This is a genomic window from Marinobacter sp. (assembly GCF_052094685.1).
GTDB lineage: Bacteria > Pseudomonadota > Gammaproteobacteria > Pseudomonadales > Oleiphilaceae > Marinobacter.
Map to the genome: position 1 here is coordinate 1 of NZ_JBQDKB010000077.1, position 17,844 is coordinate 17,844.

Here is a 17,844-nt window from a genome sequence, read left to right on the forward strand (position 1 = left end):
AAGATCACTTTAAACGCTGTCTGTCAGGTGCAAGTCCGACAGGCTGCTAGGCGCTACCGCGTTCATTCTTTTTTACGTACCTCTCGCCCAACCGGCCTCTCCCAAAAACACCCTGTGCGGGCACCTAATTGGCGCTCTGATGGGGTTGCTTTCGCTCTATCTGTTCGGTCTGCAAGATGCCGCATCTGCCTTTGTAACGAATGTGGATTTGCCCCGGGTGGGCGCTGCCGCTGTGTCTTTAGGACTGACTAGCTGCTTGATGGTTCTGCTGAACGTTGCTCACCCACCGGCCGGCGCCACGGCACTCATTGTGTCACTCGGCCTTATGCCAAACCCGTCGCAACTACCCATCTTGATGGCCGGCGTATTCGTGCTACTTGTGCATGCGTTTATGATCAATCGACTGTCGGGTATTCCTTATCCTTTGTGGTCGTCGAATAAAGCCGCATCAGTTTTAGCATTGAAACCCGAATGATCATTATGATGAGGTATTGGTAAACGTGCGCAGTTCCGCCGGTGCGTGCATCTGCGTAGGCCAAAGCCTCTCAAGTTGGGGAGCACAATGTCTGCTCCCCGACATCTGCACTCCTAGCCTGCCGGTAGGCCGTAGGCGTAGTGTCCATAATATCCCGGAAGGCGCGATTGAAAGAACTCAGGGTGCGATATCCCACATCCAGGGAAATATTCAAAATAGGCTCGTCTGGTGTAGCAACCAAACGATTGGATGCCTCCGCAATCCGCAGCTGATTAATGTAGTCATTGAAATTACGGTAACCCAGCGTTTGATTAATCAAGCGGCGAGCCCTGTATTCAGGAATACCAATAGCCTCCGCAAGCTGCTTGAGTGTCAGTTTCTCCTGCTTGTAGAAGCCATCGGCCATAAGGTCTGCCAGTTTTTTCGCGTCATCACTGTCAATCTGGCGTGGTAATTTATCCGCAACCCGCAAATCCTGCTCTGGCGGCTGCAACTCCCCAAGCGGGCTTTCCTGTGGCGCCAATTCCAGCAAGCCTTCACGCGATGAAACGACACAAAACAGTATCGCCAATGCCGCCATACCAACAATCATGCCTCGGGTGACCTCATGGTAAATACCGAAGTTCAGGCTGATGGTTGCCACGCCAACGGCACTGCCTAGAACAAGAAGAAACGCCAAACGGGCTTGTCGACGGGTTTCGACCAGATCGTCGCGCCAGTGATGAATCACGTACATGACGCCATGTAGCACCACCGCGTACTCAAACCACTTTCCGAGTTCCCACCCGAGAAAAACACCCCATTCCGGCCAGCTTCCTGTTTCTATGAAGGGGCGAGAAAATACGGGAACCGCAAAGCTGTATAAAGCCATGCCCCCCCAAATGCTCATCAGTTGTGGCCGGGCGGCAAAAACCAGTTGGCAAAGAACCCAAAATAGAGCGGGCAGCGCAGTTTGAAGATCGGAGGTAACCCAACGCCAGTCAGCCGGCGCAAGCGGGTCTATCAGATATGCACCTGATGTGATGATCATCAAGATAAAAACCTTGCCGACCAGCAAGTGACGAAAATCTCGCCAGGAAACCACGAACAGAGAAACCAGACACCCCAAACCAAACCCAGTGAGCGTGAGCACAGCGGAACTCTCCACGATTGATATTATTATTGTGTTCTATCAAGTATAGGAGAAAATACGGCGGTTTCGCATTGACCAGTTTGCCGGCGCGTCAGAAGCTATGGCTTGTTTAGCGTTTACTGCGGGAGTGTCGCTACCCAGCGCTGGTTACTACCGCCGTGGTGCTGATACATCACCAGTTCTGTGCCGGCCGCATCCACGGCGTAACTGTTATCTTGCTGCAACCGAAATGACCTGTCGGCGTGGCGCTCGAACATCTGGGCGCCACTGCCGCTGCATTGCGCAAGGTTCAGCGGTGTGTCGTTGCTGGTTTGAGGCGCACTGGAAACACAAAGACTGGGATCGAGGCCGGAGCGCAGCAATCCTTGGGTCGGCTGCCACTGCCAACGTTGCGCAGCTGTGCCCGAGCACGCAGCCAGATTTAGTGTTGCCCCTGCGCTGCTCGCTGTCAGGCACAAGCCAGTCTTGGCGCTGCGATACTCTGCCCAGCGCCCGCTTGCGGATTCCATGTGCAGTTCCCACTGCTGGTTTGCACCATCATGGGACTGCCAAAAACCGACCCAGCCACTGCGGTAAGCATCAAGGGAATGGCTATTGCTGCCGGCGTTGGTTATGCGTTGGTCAGAATACTGCCAGTTTTGCCGGGCACTACCATCACAGACTTGCAGATTGGGGTAACCGTTATTCCAAGGTCTGCCATTATTGTCCAGGCACAAGACGTTATCGCCGACTTGGTTAGCGAAGGTTCCCAAAATGGGATCGAATAACCAGCGTTGATCTCTAGCCAAAGGCTGACACGCATAATGGTCAACCCAGGCGCTGCTATTCACGCCGTCGTCATTCCCCGGAACATCAAGGCAGGTTCCTTTGCCCCGGTTATAGACCGTTACGTAATCTGGCAGTGGGTTCACAAACTCGCGATTAGAATTGGCACGGGCACGCTCCCACATCTGCAGATACGCCTCGGCAGAATTCATCACCGATTCGTAAATACGCACAGGTGTGCGCTCGCGGATATCCTGAATATGGTCCGCAATAAGCCCGTAATGCGCCATGCCATCTGTGTTCAGGTCAAAGCTCCGATTACCTGTAACCTGTTTATTCACCGTTAGACCCAGTTCTGTGGTAAACGGATATTCCAGCGGTTGTGCAGCCGCACTTTCACGCGGCCCGGGCTGATTGCCAATCCCGCTCATGTCGGTAGAAAACGTGACACCGGGCAGATAATTCGTGGCTTCCACCTTGTCCAAAAAGCCACTAATGGCACCGCCAATAATGTCTGCATTACTGCTGTATGGCGCCAGGATACCGCCGAGCTCTGCGATCCGAGTGGCATTTGGGTGCACGGTTCCGTTCGCGCCTGCATGCATGTGGCTGTGGCCGGAAATAAGCCCGGAGTATTCTCGCGCCTCTGCAATATCGAGTACCGCTTCATGGCTGTGCTGGGACATATGATCCACCTCGATGATCATGCCCATATCCATCATCTGGTTTACCAGATAAATCCCAAGATCGGTCAGGCCACGGTTGTTGCACTGGTCGGTTGTTTCATCGTAATCGGTGGAGCCCGTGATCCCCAACAATGCCTCAAGCCCAAACAGCCCCAAATCGTTGTACATCATTTGGCCTTGGGTTTCATCGCCGCAAGCACTGGTAGAGAAATACCGCCCGGTTGAGAGGTTATTGCCCACGTTAATCAGCCCGCTTTCGATTCTCGCGCCCCCGAACTGATTATCAAACCGATGGATGGGATAAACCGCGCGAACGCCAAGGTCATGATATTTTTGCAGCTGAGCGCCAACATACGCCTGGGAGCAGGTTTGATCCTTCAGGCCACAGTTAAAGAGCTCGGAGGCTTCGATACCCAACATAATCGCCATCTTGCCATCGGCAATAACCTGCCTGGCCTCATCGGGCGTACTAACCAATTGGAAGAAGCCTTTACCCGGCCCGCCAGCCTGAGCATCTGTATACGCCTGCATTTCATGTAACCGAAGGATCTGAAGATCGATACTACCCATGGTGTTGCAACTGTTGGTTCCACCCCAGCTCTGTGGCAACAGGGTGGATTGCAGGTTACACAACACCTCGTTTTCCACGAGATGGGTCACCATCATTTTCTGACCACCCAGAAAGGCCCGCTCAATCCAACGGTAGTAGTAGCCGGTATGGGACAAGCTCTGATGATTGGGCCAGAAGGGGAAGTCTGGCCAGACTGCGGTGTTATAGCGGAAGTTGATATCGTTGAATCCCATCAGGTTGCCGATCACATCCAGAGTGCCATTGGGGCCGTGAACGTTCGAGCTATCTGCAAGCGCTTTGGTGACACCAAAGGGATGAAAGGGCGAGCCTGCCATCATGGTACCGCCCATGAACTCGTAGGAGGTGATATGGGTGTGTGCATCAATGGAGCCGCGCACCGGTTCGCTGGCATTGCCTTCAAGTGGCTCAAGGTCCCCGGCAATGTTCACCTCTGCTTCGGGAAAATCTTCGCAGTTTTGTGCAGGAACAAGCCGGAACCAGGCTTCGCTGTCTCTGTTACTGGGGTTCAGTAAATCAATAAAATAGATGCCACGGCTGTTCCAGTTGTGCCTTAACGTACGATTCAAAGACAAACTGGTGAACCGGAACTGTTGATCCCCACTCTCCATGCGCTCGTCGATACGCCAGTTAGCGTGTTGGGCAGGCACGTTGCCTGCGGTGATATCCGCCGGGAAGCGAGTATCCAGAAACCGGCCGCCTTGGTCACGCATCATAAAGGTGCCAAGCCCGCTGGGCTTCAAATAGAACTGGGCAGCGTCGTCTGGGCTGGCTCCACTGAAATCAAAGCTCCAGCCACCGTTAATGGTGCCATTGGTCTGATACCGGCGCATGAAGCGGTCGTTATGAGATGACTGAACGGCAAAGCAGCCCTGTGCAAGCCCGTATACCTCGTCGGTATCAGCATACGCTGCGTGAGCAGTTGAGAAAAATAAGGTAGCAACCCCGAATAGGGTCAAGATGAATCGAGCCATGGCTCCGTCCTTTTATTGTGTTTTATATCGGATTGACTAGGTCGTTCCGTCACAAACATAGGAGCGGGACATGGCGGGCGCCATAGGAATGCGTTTGCAGAACTTACAAGGGGGGTGCAGTTTCTTGAAAGCGTGTCTGAAGGGGCCAGACAGCCCCCTTATCTCAAACGATATTGCGGCCTCAAGCATCCAGAAAGCCCGCCAAGCGCTGACGAACAATAGACTCGGCATCGGCCATGATGCGCTGAATCAGCTCGTCGCAGGTGGGGATATCGTTGATTAGCCCAGCCACCATGCCGCAGCTCCAGGCCGCTTCGTCCATTTTGCCTTCTTGCAGCACCAGACGGCCTTTAACGCCCGTCACCAGATGGCGAATATCGTCAATGGTTTCGGCCTCACCTTGCTCTTTTTCAATACGGATAATTTCCGCCACAGCGGCGTTGTTCAACACCCGTTCTGTGTTGCGCAGGTTGCGCATAATCAGGCGGGTTTGCAGCTCGTCAGCCTCGACAATGGCTTGCTTTACATTGTCATGAATGGGGGCGTCTTTTGTGGCCATAAAACGCGTGCCCATATTCATGCCTTCTGCGCCCAGAGCCATAGCCGCAATCAGACTGCGGCCATCGGCCATGCCGCCAGACGCAACAAATGGAATCGTCAGTTCTTCCGCCGCTCGGGGCAGTAGAATAAAGTTCGGTATATCGTCTTCACCTGGGTGTCCAGCACACTCGAAGCCATCAACACTGACCGCATCACAGCCAATCCTTTCCGCCTTCAGAGCGTGGCGTACAGAAGTGCATTTATGAATAACTTTGATACCGGCAGCCTTAAGCTGCGCCATGTATTTTTCGGGGCTGCGACCTGCGGTTTCAACGGCTTTTACCCCGCCCTCAATGATCGCATCGATATATTCAGGGTAAGGAGGCGCATTGAATGAAGGCAAAAAGGTAAGATTCACGCCAAAGGGTTTGTCAGTCATTTCATGGCACCGGGCAATTTCCTTCGCCAGATCTTCCGGCGTTGGCTGCGTAAGCCCGGTGATAATACCCAGGCCACCGGCATTGGAGACGGCCGCAGCCATCTGGGCATAACCAACATGGTGCATACCACCCTGAATAATCGGGTGGCGGATACCAAACAATTCTGTAATTCGGGTTTTCATGATTTCTTTCCGATGTTCGTTGTGCGTATTGGGTGCTAATGACCGCGCGATAAAACTCGGCTGTCGCAGGAGCTCTAAACCACTTCAAACAGGCCTGCAGCCCCCTGACCGCCACCAATACACATGGTAACCACCACGTATTTCGCACCACGGCGCTTGCCTTCAATCAAGGCATGGCCGGCAAGACGAGACCCAGTAACACCGTAAGGATGACCAATCGAAATAGAGCCACCGTTCACGTTCAGCTTTTCCATGGGAATACCCAAACGATCTCGGCAGTAAACCACCTGAGACGCAAAGGCTTCATTCAGCTCCCACAGATCAATGTCATCCATGGTCAGCCCGTTACGCTCCAGCAAACGAGGAATGGCGAACACCGGGCCAATGCCCATCTCATCCGGCTCGCACCCGGCTACCGCAAAGCCACGGAAGATACCCATGGGCTCGATGTTATTTTTCTCGGCATAGGTACTGTTCATCACCGTGCAAACCGAGGCACCGTCAGACAACTGACTGGCATTGCCGGCGGTCACAAAATTGCCCTCTCCACGCACCGCGTTCAACCCCTGAAGACCCTCAAGCGTAGTGTTCGGGCGATTGCACTCATCGCGAGTCAGCGTGACGTCTTTCTGGCTAACGTCGCCGGTTTCCTTATCCTTCACCATCATGGTGGCGTCGAAGGGCACAATTTCATCGTCAAACTTGCCCGCTTCCTGGGCCGCAGCCGTGCGCTGTTGGGAAATCAGGGCGTACTCGTCCTGAGACTCACGGCTCACGTTATAACGCTGGGCGACGATATCTGCCGTCTCAATCATCGAGAGGTATAATTCAGGCTTGTGCTTCATCAGCCACTCATTCCTAGCATGAAAGCTGTTGAGCTTATCGTTCTGCACCAGAGAAATAGACTCCACACCACCAGCTACCATCGCCGGCACCTTCTCGGATACCACACGCTGCGCAGCAATAGCGATAGACTGCAGACCGGAACTGCAAAAACGGTTAATAGACATCCCCGCCGTCGTCACCGGCAACCCAGCACGAATAGCCGCCAGGCGCGCCATGTTCTTGCCCTGAGCGCCTTCGTGGAAGGTCGCACCAAGAATCACATCCTCAACAATAGCCGGATCAATACCCGCACGCGCAACCGCATGCTGAATCACATGTCCTGCAATATCCACACTGTGGGTGTTGTTCAAAGCACCCCGGAAAGACTTACCAAGACCGGTGCGGGCCGTAGAAACAATAACTGCGTCTGACATAAAAGTGACCTCGAAATAAAATGGTGTACTTACCACTCAGAATTCAGTGGCCTAGCGGTACCTGAACCGTTTGATTCGGCTCGGTGTGGGTTGCTTTTTCTGCCGGAAAAAAATGTCTGAGCGAAGCGAGTTGTTTTTCCAGAAGAAAAAGCAACCCATATCGGGCCAGCCTCAATGCACCAGACAAAGAGGCCAGCCGATAACGGCCTTACAAGTCGCCAAATGTCTTTCCATCAGCAACCAATTGCTTCAACAGCGGAGCAGGCTCCCACTGCGCACCACCCACATCACCGTGATACTTCTCCACAGCTGCCAGAATCGAATCCAGACCAATCTGATCCGCCCAGAACATAGGCCCACCACGATAAGCCGGGAAGCCATAGCCATAAATCCAGACCACATCAATATCCAGAGCCCGATCAGCAATGCCTTCTTCCAAAATCTTGGCCGCCTCATTCACCATCACATACATGCAGCGCTCAAGAATCTCCTGATCCGTAATTTCACGGGAGTCGATACCCTGCTCCTTACGGAAATCCTCAATAATCCGCTCTACCTCAGGATCCGGAATAGGCTTGCGGCTGCCTTCCTCATACTTGTAAACACCCGCCATGGTTTTCTGACCAAAGCGATTCTGCTCCGCAAGCTTATCCATCCAGCTGGGCGCTACGTTTTCACCTGCATTACGAAGCTCTTCGCGAATGCGATAACCCACATCAATACCCGCCAGATCCGACATGGCAAACTGCCCCATGGGATAACCCAAATCTGTCAGCACCTTATCAACCTGTTGTGGCGTGGCGCCTTCATTAACCAACGCCATGGCTTCGGCGCCGCGCTTGTGCAGCATGCGGTTGCCCACAAAACCGTGGCAGTTGCCAACCAGCACACCCACCTTCTTAATCTTCTTGGCGACGGCCATCACGGTCGCTTTTACCTCGTCAGAGGTCTTGCTACCGCGAACATTCTCCAGCAGCCTCATCACGTTGGCGGGACTAAAGAAGTGCATACCCACAACGTCTTCCGGACGCTTGGTGGCAGACGCAATCTCATCGATATCCAGCGTAGAGGTGTTGGACGCCAGAATGGCTCCGGGCTTACAGACGCCATCAAGCTTCCCAAAGATCTCTTTCTTAACGGCCATGTTTTCAAACACCGCCTCAATAACCAGATCCACGTCGTTGAAATCGTCATAGTTCAGGCTGCCGGTGACCAGCGCCATCCGGTCTTCCACCTGCTGCTGGGTAATACGCCCCTTCTTCGCAGAGCTTTCATAGTTCTTGCGAATAATGCCCAACCCTTTGTCCAGAGCTTCCTGCTTCATTTCCACGATGGTCACGGGAATGCCCACGTTGGCGAAGTTCATGGCGATGCCACCACCCATGGTGCCAGCGCCAATGATACCGACGCTCTTCACATCGCGTACCGGCGTATCCTTCGACAGCCCTTTAACCTTGGAAACCTCACGTTCTGCGAAAAAGGAATGGATCAGGCCTCCGCGCTGGGGAGAATCCATGCACTCCATAAACAGTTCACGTTCGCGCTTTACGCCTTCAGGGAATGGCAGGTTAAACGCCGCTTCAATGGCGTCTACGCATTTAAACGGCGAAAACTGACCGCGGGCCTTTTTCTGCAGGGTGGCACGGAACTGCTCAAAAATATCACTATCTTTGTCGGCGGCAATTTTGTCTGTCAGATCCCGAACCCGACGCACGGGCTTGTCTTCATCGGCGATCTGCTTTGCATAAGCCAAGCCTGCGGCTTTCACGTCAGTACCATCATCAACGGCATCTACAATGCCAAACGCCAAGGCGTCTTTGGCGCCAACAAACTCACCCGACGTAATCATTTCCAACGCTTTTTGCGCACCGGCCAGGCGCGGCAAACGTTGAGTACCGCCGGCACCTGGCAGCAAGCCAAGTTTTACTTCCGGCAAACCAACTTTGGCGCTGCTCAGTGCAACCCGATAATGGCAACCAAGAGCCGTTTCCAGCCCGCCACCGAGCGCGGTACCGTGGATAGCGGCAACCAGAGGTTTGCCGCTGTTTTCGAATTGCTCAACCACCACAGGCAGGCTTGGCTCCTGCATGGGTTTACCAAATTCACGAATGTCAGCACCCGCTATAAAAGTACGGCCTTCACACACTAGCAAAAGTACCTTGGTTTCAGAGTCCTTTTGCCCCTGTTCAAGTGCAGCGACCAAGCCCGAACGCACCGCATGGCTGAGAGCGTTGACCGGCGGGTAATTCACGGCAATCACACCAACACTACCTTCACGACTGTAAGTTACGACCTCAGACATAATCTCTTCCTCGCCATATATGAAATTTAGTTTTAACAAGCGAAACATAGATACGATTTAATACAAGTTCTATCCGGGTTTCAACCACCAATTAAAACCCAGACACAAAAAAACCGCAGAACGAATTCTACGGTTTTATCATGAAACCCGGGGAATCAGGAACTGTAGCGCTCCAACACCGATTTAAACGCCCAGCGATTCAATATCGCTTGCCAGCATCGCGAGCTGGTGAGCAATTGAATCACGGAGTTTTTCAGCCGGAACCAAATAGGAAGGCGAGGCACAGGTCAGCGTCATGATGGTGCCATCTTGCAGGTGAACGGGTACGCCTGCAGAGTTGATATTTCGGTCCCATTCGCCAAGCGAAAGGCAAAAACCATACTTCTTGTAATCCTCCATGGTGCGTTCCAGCCCCTCTTTTTTCTCAGGCCAGGATTCGGGCCCATACTTCAGGGCCATGGCGTCATCAAGAACTTTGCGTCCTTTCTCTGAAATGGCGCAATAGTAAGCACGACCTGCAGACGTCGTCGCCATTGGCAGCTTGACGCCGATATCCATACGCAGCAACGAAGCTTCCGGGGGCAAGCGGTTTTCCACGTAGATCATGTGCAGGCGATCACGGCACGTAAGGCCAATCGACATGTTAGTTTGACGGGCAAACTCATCCATGTAGGGCTTGGCCAGCTGGCGAACTTTCAAATTGGAAACATAGGCATAGCCCAGCGCCAACACACCCGAACTGAGCTGGTATTTTTCCAGCTGAGTGTTGTAACTCAAGTATCCGAGCTTGGTCAGAGTGTAGGTCATTCGAGACACTGTTGGCTTTGGCAGATCGGTAAGCCGCGCAATATCTTGGTTGCCAAGGATCGCCGAGCCTTGACCGAAAGCGCGCAACACATCCAAACCACGAGACAGCGCCTCGACGAACTTGCGATCTTTCTCTGGCTTAAGTGGTTCGTCATCACCTGATGCAGCCATAAGTTCCGGTGAGGTCGTTTTTTCTTTTGACATAATGTGGCGCCCTCCAACAACGTCGCCTGATTCCATGTCCCGGGGTATAAATTCCATAAATGCATAACATGCAGCACTTTAATAGGTGATGAATCCAAGTACCACAAATTCACCCTAAAACGACACGCCCATCTTCTCTAGTGCACTATATTTTACATTGTCGGCCAAAGGTAATTGCCAGTGATCGGCAGCTCTTATGCCTACTCTGTCGATGTCATAGTTGCGACGTCGGAGACGGTGTCTGCTTGCATTTCACACACACCCGGATTAGTCTTTTTGTACATCTAATACAAAACTAAATTTCGCTTGATGAAACTATGCTAGCACAAACGGCAAAGCAGTCAGAGATTTTATCCCCGGGCGCCCTAGATTATCGGCTGAACCCAAATTGGACGAGCATTGCCGCTGTGATCGAACGAATTAACAACTGATTTTACTGAGGAGAAATAACATGGCTTCCGCACCTTGGGACGACCTGCTGCAGTTTGACAAACAATTGGATGAAACCGAACGCCAGGTTCGGGACAGCATTCGCAGCTTCTGTGACAAGAGCCTGATGCCAGGCATCACCGAGGCCAACCGTCATGAAACGTTCGACCGCAGCATCTTCACCGATATGGGTGAGCTGGGCATGCTTGGGGCCACTCTGCCAGAAGAGTATGGCGGTCCGGGTCTGAGCCACGTCTGTTACGGATTGATCGCCCGTGAGGTAGAGCGTGTTGACTCTGCCTATCGCTCCGCCTTGAGCGTTCAATCCTCACTGGTTATTCACCCGATTCATGCGTTCGGCCAGGAAGCCCTGAAAAAACGCATTTTGCCAAAACTGGCCTCCGGCGAAATGGTTGGTTGCTTTGGTTTGACCGAGCCCAACCACGGGTCTGATCCGGGTGGCATGGAAACCCGCGCCAAAAAAGTGGACGGCGGCTACTTACTGAGCGGCTCCAAAACCTGGATAACCAACTCCCCTATCGCCGACGTGTGCGTGGTCTGGGGCAAGTTGGACGGCAAAGTGACCGGTTTTGTTATCGAGCGCGAAGGCTCCAAAGGCCTGGAAACACCGAAAATTCCGGGCAAGTTCTCGCTTCGCGCCTCAGAGACCGGCTCCATCTTTATGGATGAGGTGTTTGTACCAGACGCAAACAAGCTGGAAGTAGAAGGCTTGAAAGGCCCCTTCAGCTGCCTGAACAAAGCCCGTTTCGGCATCAGCTGGGGCTCTTTGGGCGCAGCTGAATTTTGCTGGCACGCTGCCCGTAGTTACACCCTAGAGCGTAAGCAGTTCGGCAGGCCCTTGGCCGCCAACCAGTTGATCCAGAAAAAGCTCGTAGACATGCAGACAGAAATCACCCTAGGCCTGCAGGCGGTTCTGCAGCTTGGCCGCATGATGGATGCTGGCGACGCCACACCGGATGCCATCTCTCTACTCAAACGTAACAACTGCGGCAAAGCATTGGATATCGCCCGGGTTGCTCGCGATATGCACGGTGGTAACGGTATTTCCGACGAATACCACGTGATTCGCCATGTGATGAATTTAGAGGCGGTGAATACCTATGAAGGCACTCACGACGTCCACGCCCTGATTCTCGGCCGTGGCCAAACAGGTATTGCGGCGTTCAGCTGATAACGGCGTTTTGAATTTTATTTCAAGCTATAAAGCCAAACACTGCGAGGCTACTCAATGAACATGAACTACACTGCCGAGGAGCTCGCCTTCCGAGACGAAGTGCGCGCCTTTCTGGATGAGAAACTGCCGGCCGACATTGCGGCCAAAGTGAAGGGCTTCCGCCATCTATCCAAAGAAGACCACCAACGCTGGCAGAAGATTCTCACAGCGCAGGGCTGGTACGCCACGCACTGGCCGGAAGAATACGGTGGTGTGGAGTGGTCGCCCATTCAGAAGCACATCTGGGATGAAGAGTCCTGCCGTTACGGAGTGCCTCGCTCCATTCCGTTCGGCGTAAACATGGTGGCACCGGTTATCATCCGGTTCGGCAACGAAGAACAGAAGCAGACATACCTGCCTCGCATCCTCAGTGGCGAAGACTGGTGGTGCCAGGGCTATTCCGAACCAGGTGCTGGCTCAGATCTGGCTTCGTTGAAGACCCGTGCCGTGCGCCAAGGTGACCACTACATTGTGAATGGCCAGAAAACCTGGACCACCCTTGGCCAGTACGCCAACATGATTTTCTGCCTCGTGCGCACCAATACCGAGGTAAAAGCTCAGGCAGGCATTTCCTTCCTGCTGATCGATATGAACACTCCTGGCATCACCGTGCGCCCGATCATCACCCTGGATGGCGAGCACGAGGTGAACGAGGTCTTCTTTGAAGATGTGAAAGTGCCGGTTGAGAATCTGGTCGGTGAGGAAGACAAAGGCTGGACCTATGCCAAGTTCTTGCTGACCTACGAGCGCACCGGTCTCGCCGGTATCGGTATGTCAAAAGCGGCGCTGTCGCACCTAAAAGCACTGGCCTCCCGCCGACTCAAGAATGGCCGTCCGCTGATTGAAGACACATCGTTCAGCCAGCGCATTGCCAAGGTTGAAATTGACCTGGCTGCGGCGACCATCAGCAACCTGCGCATTATTGCCGCGGTAGAAGGCGGCGGCATGCCCGGTGCAGAAAGCTCCATGCTGAAGGTAAAAGGCACCGAAATTCGTCAGGCTATTAACGATCTGGCGCGCCGAGCCATCGGACCCTACGCCATTCCGTTTGTGGAAGAAGAGCTGGATCTTGGGTATGAAGGCGAGTTCCTCTCAGACGAGAACGCAGCACCCCTGTCTGCTCAATATTTCAACAATCGCAAACTCTCGATTTTCGGCGGATCCAACGAGATCCAGAAAAACATCGTGTCGAAAATGATTCTCGGGCTTTAAGGAGGCGACCATGGATTTCCGACTCAATGAAGAGCAGCAGATGCTGCAAGACACCGTCGCCCGCTTGGTGCGTGGTGAATACAGTTTTGAAAAGCGCCTGGAATTTAGCGAAACCGACGCCGGATTCAGCGTGGATTTTTGGAAACAGCTCGGTGAACTGGGGCTGACAGCCGTTCCCTTCTCCGAAGAGTTAGGCGGCTTTGGTGGCAGTGGCGTAGAAGTGCAGTCTGTTATGACTGAGCTCGGCCGTGGCCTTTGCCTGGAGCCTTTTCTGCAGTCTGTCATTCTTGGCGGCGGTCTTATTAGCCAAGCCGGCAATGATAGCCAGAAAGAAATCTTGCTAGGTGGCATTGCCAGCGGAGAGCTACACGCGGCAGTTGCACTACAGGAGCCTCAGAGTTTCTACGATCTCAACGATGTGGAAACCCGCGCTGAGAAAAACGACACCGGCTATGTGCTCAATGGCCACAAGGCCGTCGTCATTGGCGGACACTGCGCAGACCTGATTCTGGTGTCCGCACGCACCTCCGGCGATGCCCGTGACGCCAGTGGCATCAGCTTGTTTGCTCTGAAGCCGGATACCGCGGGGGTCGAGCGCCGGAACTACCCCACCATAGATGGCTCCAAGGGCTGCGATCTTACATTGAACAACGTTCAGGTAAGCGCCGATGCGCTAGTGGGTGAGGAAGACCAAGCCGCAGAGGTGATTGAGTATCAAACCGGCCGTGCGATTGCCGCTCTGTGTGCAGAGGCTGTCGGCATCATGGAAGCGGCCAACGAGTTGACTCTGGACTACCTCAAGCAACGCAAACAGTTTGGCGTGCCCATTGGTAAGTTTCAGGTACTGCAGCACCGCATGGTCGACATGATGTCTGAACTGGAACAGGCCCGCTCGATGGCGATCTTGGCCGCCAGCGTGGCAGACGAAGAACAGAGTGATGACCGCCGCCGCGTGCTGGCCGCCGCCAAAAATGTTATCGGTCGCAGTGGGCAGTTTATTTCGGAACAGGGCATACAGTCTCATGGTGGCATCGGCATGACTTGGGAATACAACTTCGCCCACTACGCCAAGCGCCTGATCATGATCAACCATCAGTTGGGTGATGATGATTTTCACTTGGAGCGCTACGCCTCGCTTTTACAGGCTAGCTAAACCCCTGTTGATTGGTGAGCCTGAGGCCTCTTTCTGATTAGTCAGAGGCCTTTTTCGGGGGGTGGCTTTGCCACCCCTTTTTTACGAACCACTACCCCCGCCCCTCCAGCGCTGCTCGCATTTTAAGCGTAACCAGTACCGTGTTCAGATGGGGCACGGCAATGCCATGTTGCTCGGCAATGGCCACCACATTACCCAGTACGGCCTCCCGCTCAATCGGGCGGTCATTCAGGTAATCCAGCGCCATGCTGTTCTTGTAAGCGGGCATTTTTCGGGTGCCGGCGATGTTCTTATCCAGCAGTGCTTCATCCATGGGATAGCCTTCTGCCGCAGCTATATCCATCACCTCACGCATCATGGCTCGGACCAGCTCTTCGCCGCCTGTCGTATCCAGAATGGTTCGAGTATCCGCACCGTTGGCAATGACCGACAGCGGGTTAAACGGAGTGTTCCAAAGGCACTTGCGCCAGCGCTCTCCCACCACGTGCTCAGTCAAGTCAATATTAATACCGCCGTCTTGAAATAGTTGTGACAAGACTTGGCAGTTGTCATCAACCCCCTTTGGATACTGCCCCATTACCAGCTTGCCATAGGCTTTATGCTCAACCACGCCGGTCTCTGCCCGGCTCACGGCAATAAAAGCCAGGCAGCTTATAAGTGGGTTACCGGGATAGGCGTCTGCCAGCTCTCTTTCAATGTCCAGGCCGTTTTCGATCAACACCAGGCAGGTTTTCTCGCCAATCCACGGAGCAACCAGCTGAATTCGGTCCACGCCGGGTAATATCTTCACACAAACAATCAAGAAGTCCGGCGCTTCATCGGGCAAGTCACCCTCCCGGTATACCTGGTCGGGCCGGTAGGACAGATCTCCGAGCGGGCTGGTAATACGCACACCCTGAGCTTTGACGGCTTCGTAGTCTGAACGCAATACGGTGCTCACTCGACAACCGGCTTTTTTGAGAATAGCGCCGTAAAAGCTGCCAATCGCTCCGGCACCCACAATCAGAATACTGGGTTTGTTATTCATAATCGGAATCGATCCTCCAAGTGATCAGACAGTTGTTCAATCCCTCTCCTTCCACTCGTCTTCCTGTAGCGCCCGCCACATTAATTTGCCCGTGGGCGATTTCGGCAGGGCACTCACAAATGTCACAATCGTGGGTACCTTATAGGCGGCCATCTGCTCCTTACACCAGCCGGTAATATCCTCAACACTGGTGTGATCTTCGGCTTCGGGCGTCAGCACGATGCAGGCTTTCACCGTTTCACCACGTTTGGGGTCCGGCGCTGAAATAATGCATACCTCATGAATAGCAGGGTGTTGGTACATCAGCCCCTCAACTTCCGACGGCCACACTTTGAACCCGGACGCGTTGATCATTCGTTTGATGCGATCAACCATGAAGAAATAGCCGTCTTCGTCGTAATATCCCAAGTCGCCGGTGCGGAAGAAACGTTTACCATCAATTTCGATAAATGCCGCATCGGTTTCGGCCGGCCGATTCCAATAACCAATGGTAACCTGGGGGCCAAAAGAGACGATTTCACCGACTTCGCTCGGCCCTTTCTCTTCCAGGGTATCGGGATCAACAATCCGACTATCTACATCAAAAGCAGGGATACCCAGGCACTGGGCTTTGGGTTTGGCGATGGGGTTCATGTGAGTTGCTGCCATGGTTTCTGACAAACCGTAACCCTCGATGTACTGCAGACCGGTCAGCTTCTTCAGTTTTTCCGCAACGGCGACAGGCATGGCGGCGCCGCCGCCACTAATCGTAACAAGGCTGCTGAGGTCGTATTTTTCAACCTCTGGATTGGAAAGAAAATCCACGGCCATGGTAACAATGTTGGTCCAGGCAGTGACTTTATAACGCTCAATAATCTTTGCCCCAACAGTGCGATTCCAGCGGGTCATAATTACGCACTCAGACCCCGTAAAAATCGGCCCATTCATGGAGCCAGTCATACCGGTTACATGGAAAAATGGCAGAGTAGCCAGGTGCACACTGTTGGGCGTGCTCTGGCTCCAGGTCACTCGATGTACCGCCGTTGCCATCACTGAGCGATGGGTGTGCATGCAGCCTTTCGGCGCACCGGTGGTGCCGGAGCTGTAGGGAATCACCGCCAGATCTTCCGGGCCTGAGGTGTGCTCCGACGGAACGTGGCCAGCAGCCATGGCGCTTTCCCAACGCACCAGGCCAGAAGCCTCTGCTGTCCATGCTGGTGCCGCCACTTCTTTGGGTAAGTCCAAGTCGGTATCGGGTTTAATGTATGTACTGTAAGAAGCAACCACCACCTGCTCCAGATCGGTTTTCTCCAGTACCGGCGCAATGTACTCCACCAACTCCTGGCCCGCCAAACAAATGGCCGAGCCAGTATCCGCAATATAGTGCTCAAGTTCGGCAGCCCGGTTCATGGGGTTCACCGGTACCACTACGGCATCCGCGCGCAGGATAGCGTAGTAAGAGATCACGTACTGGGGCGAGTTCTGCATATAAAGCAGTACCCGATCGCCCTTTTTCACACCCTGAGCCTGCAGGTAACCTGCCATGGTTTCTACTTCGGCCAACAGGCGGCGGTAGGTTATGGATGCATCATAGAAAATGATGGCGATGTTATCCGGGTAACGAAGGGCCGAGACGGCCAGATTGGTAAAGATGCTGGTTTTTGGCAGCGTCAGGGTCTTGGGTAATTCTTTGGGCCAGACCCCATAGTGGCGTGTAAACATGGCTATTGTTCTCCCGAGAGTTTAAATCAACCTACCCGCATCACGGACAGATCCGGACACGCTTTAAAGAGAGACGCCTTCCGGTTTTTCACTACCAGAGCGGATCTGAAACGTGCCTTCACCGATCGCCAGCAAATTCCCTTTGTCGTCGTGAACCTCACCGGTACTGTTGAAAATGCGTGTACCACCCGCGCGCTTGCGACCGGTAATCCGAATAGTCCCGCCGGAGCACTGGCCGGTAAACGTCGTGGTCAACGTTAGAGTAACGGCTTTACGCACCCGTCCCGGGTAGGGGCAATATGTGCCGGCTTGGGCCAGAGCAATATCGAGCAGCGACGAAAGCACCCCACCATGGATAACGCCCCCCATATTCAGGTGCTTCGGCTGCAGTGCCAACTCAATGACCGCTTCATTTTCCTCCCATGAGACTTGGCAGTACCCGAGCACACTATGAAAGCCGGGCAAATCTGTACCGTCGACATAAAGAGGTTCTTGTTTACTCATCACACTTTCGCTCCTCGCAAGGGTTGTCACTGCGCATACTCTGATGACATTCGTCACACGGATATGAAAATATCCAATGTCGGTCAACGCCGGGCTAATTTATCCAAAGCTGCCCGGCAATCGTCGGATCGAAGCCGTTCAGAAAACACTTCCCGCTCTCGCTCCAACGCCTGCTTTGTCTGTTCGCGCCACGGGGCCCGGATCAGCCGCTTGCTGGCTCTCAAGGCTT

At 53.7% G+C, this 17,844-nt stretch carries 13 protein-coding genes; 4 read left to right on the plus strand and 9 right to left on the minus strand.

The features are described from left to right. Window positions 1-43: 43 nt before the first annotated feature. Window positions 44-475 (plus strand): HPP family protein, encoded by a 432-nt coding sequence (locus tag ACTH3S_RS14045; RefSeq protein WP_441809647.1) that lies wholly within the window; start codon window positions 44-46, stop codon window positions 473-475. Window positions 476-545: 70 nt separating this feature from the next. On the opposite strand, the gene ACTH3S_RS14050 is transcribed toward ACTH3S_RS14045, so the two are convergent. From ACTH3S_RS14050 to ACTH3S_RS14075, 6 genes are all read right to left on the minus strand, one after another. Continuing rightward, window positions 546-1,607 (minus strand): helix-turn-helix domain-containing protein, encoded by a 1,062-nt coding sequence (locus ACTH3S_RS14050; protein WP_441809635.1) that lies wholly within the window; start codon window positions 1,605-1,607, stop codon window positions 546-548. Window positions 1,608-1,723: 116 nt separating this feature from the next. Further along, window positions 1,724-4,621, minus strand: a complete 2,898-nt coding sequence (locus tag ACTH3S_RS14055; RefSeq protein ID WP_441809636.1) for a ricin-type beta-trefoil lectin domain protein — start codon at window positions 4,619-4,621, stop codon at window positions 1,724-1,726. A gap of 181 nt (window positions 4,622-4,802) precedes the next feature. After that, a complete protein-coding gene (locus ACTH3S_RS14060) occupies window positions 4,803-5,783 on the minus strand; it encodes an NAD(P)H-dependent flavin oxidoreductase (RefSeq protein WP_441809637.1) in 981 nt (326 codons plus the stop codon). A gap of 74 nt (window positions 5,784-5,857) precedes the next feature. Then, a complete protein-coding gene (locus ACTH3S_RS14065) occupies window positions 5,858-7,042 on the minus strand; it encodes an acetyl-CoA C-acyltransferase (protein ID WP_441809638.1) in 1,185 nt (394 codons plus the stop codon). A gap of 208 nt (window positions 7,043-7,250) precedes the next feature. Further along, the gene (locus tag ACTH3S_RS14070) at window positions 7,251-9,344 is read right to left on the minus strand and encodes a 3-hydroxyacyl-CoA dehydrogenase NAD-binding domain-containing protein (protein WP_441809639.1); all 2,094 of its coding nucleotides are present in this window, start codon (window positions 9,342-9,344) and stop codon (window positions 7,251-7,253) included. 183 nt (window positions 9,345-9,527) lie between these two features. Further along, on the minus strand, window positions 9,528-10,355 hold the full coding sequence (locus ACTH3S_RS14075; protein WP_441809640.1) for an IclR family transcriptional regulator: 828 nt from the start codon (window positions 10,353-10,355) through the stop codon (window positions 9,528-9,530). 451 nt (window positions 10,356-10,806) lie between these two features. On the opposite strand from ACTH3S_RS14075, the gene ACTH3S_RS14080 reads away from it, so the two are divergent. The 3 genes from ACTH3S_RS14080 to ACTH3S_RS14090 are packed head-to-tail and all read left to right on the plus strand — an operon-like array spanning window position 10,807 to window position 14,383. After that, window positions 10,807-11,976, plus strand: a complete 1,170-nt coding sequence (locus ACTH3S_RS14080; RefSeq protein WP_441809641.1) for an acyl-CoA dehydrogenase — start codon at window positions 10,807-10,809, stop codon at window positions 11,974-11,976. Between the two features lie 57 nt (window positions 11,977-12,033). Further along, window positions 12,034-13,230, plus strand: a complete 1,197-nt coding sequence (locus tag ACTH3S_RS14085) for an acyl-CoA dehydrogenase family protein (RefSeq protein ID WP_441809642.1) — start codon at window positions 12,034-12,036, stop codon at window positions 13,228-13,230. A 10-nt stretch (window positions 13,231-13,240) separates the two neighbouring features. Further along, complete coding sequence (locus ACTH3S_RS14090; RefSeq protein ID WP_441809643.1) at window positions 13,241-14,383, plus strand: acyl-CoA dehydrogenase family protein; 1,143 nt, start codon at window positions 13,241-13,243, stop codon at window positions 14,381-14,383. A gap of 91 nt (window positions 14,384-14,474) precedes the next feature. Here ACTH3S_RS14090 and ACTH3S_RS14095 read toward each other — a convergent pair whose 3' ends face one another. The 3 genes from ACTH3S_RS14095 to ACTH3S_RS14105 form a co-directional block, all read right to left on the minus strand. Continuing rightward, complete coding sequence (locus tag ACTH3S_RS14095) at window positions 14,475-15,410, minus strand: ketopantoate reductase family protein (protein ID WP_441809644.1); 936 nt, start codon at window positions 15,408-15,410, stop codon at window positions 14,475-14,477. A 36-nt stretch (window positions 15,411-15,446) separates the two neighbouring features. Continuing rightward, window positions 15,447-17,111: a long-chain fatty acid--CoA ligase gene (locus tag ACTH3S_RS14100; protein WP_441809645.1), complete on the minus strand. Its 1,665-nt coding sequence runs from the start codon at window positions 17,109-17,111 to the stop codon at window positions 15,447-15,449. A gap of 63 nt (window positions 17,112-17,174) precedes the next feature. Then, window positions 17,175-17,615, minus strand: coding sequence for a PaaI family thioesterase (locus ACTH3S_RS14105; protein ID WP_441809646.1), 441 nt, complete (start codon window positions 17,613-17,615; stop codon window positions 17,175-17,177). Between the last annotated feature and the right edge of the window lie 229 nt (window positions 17,616-17,844).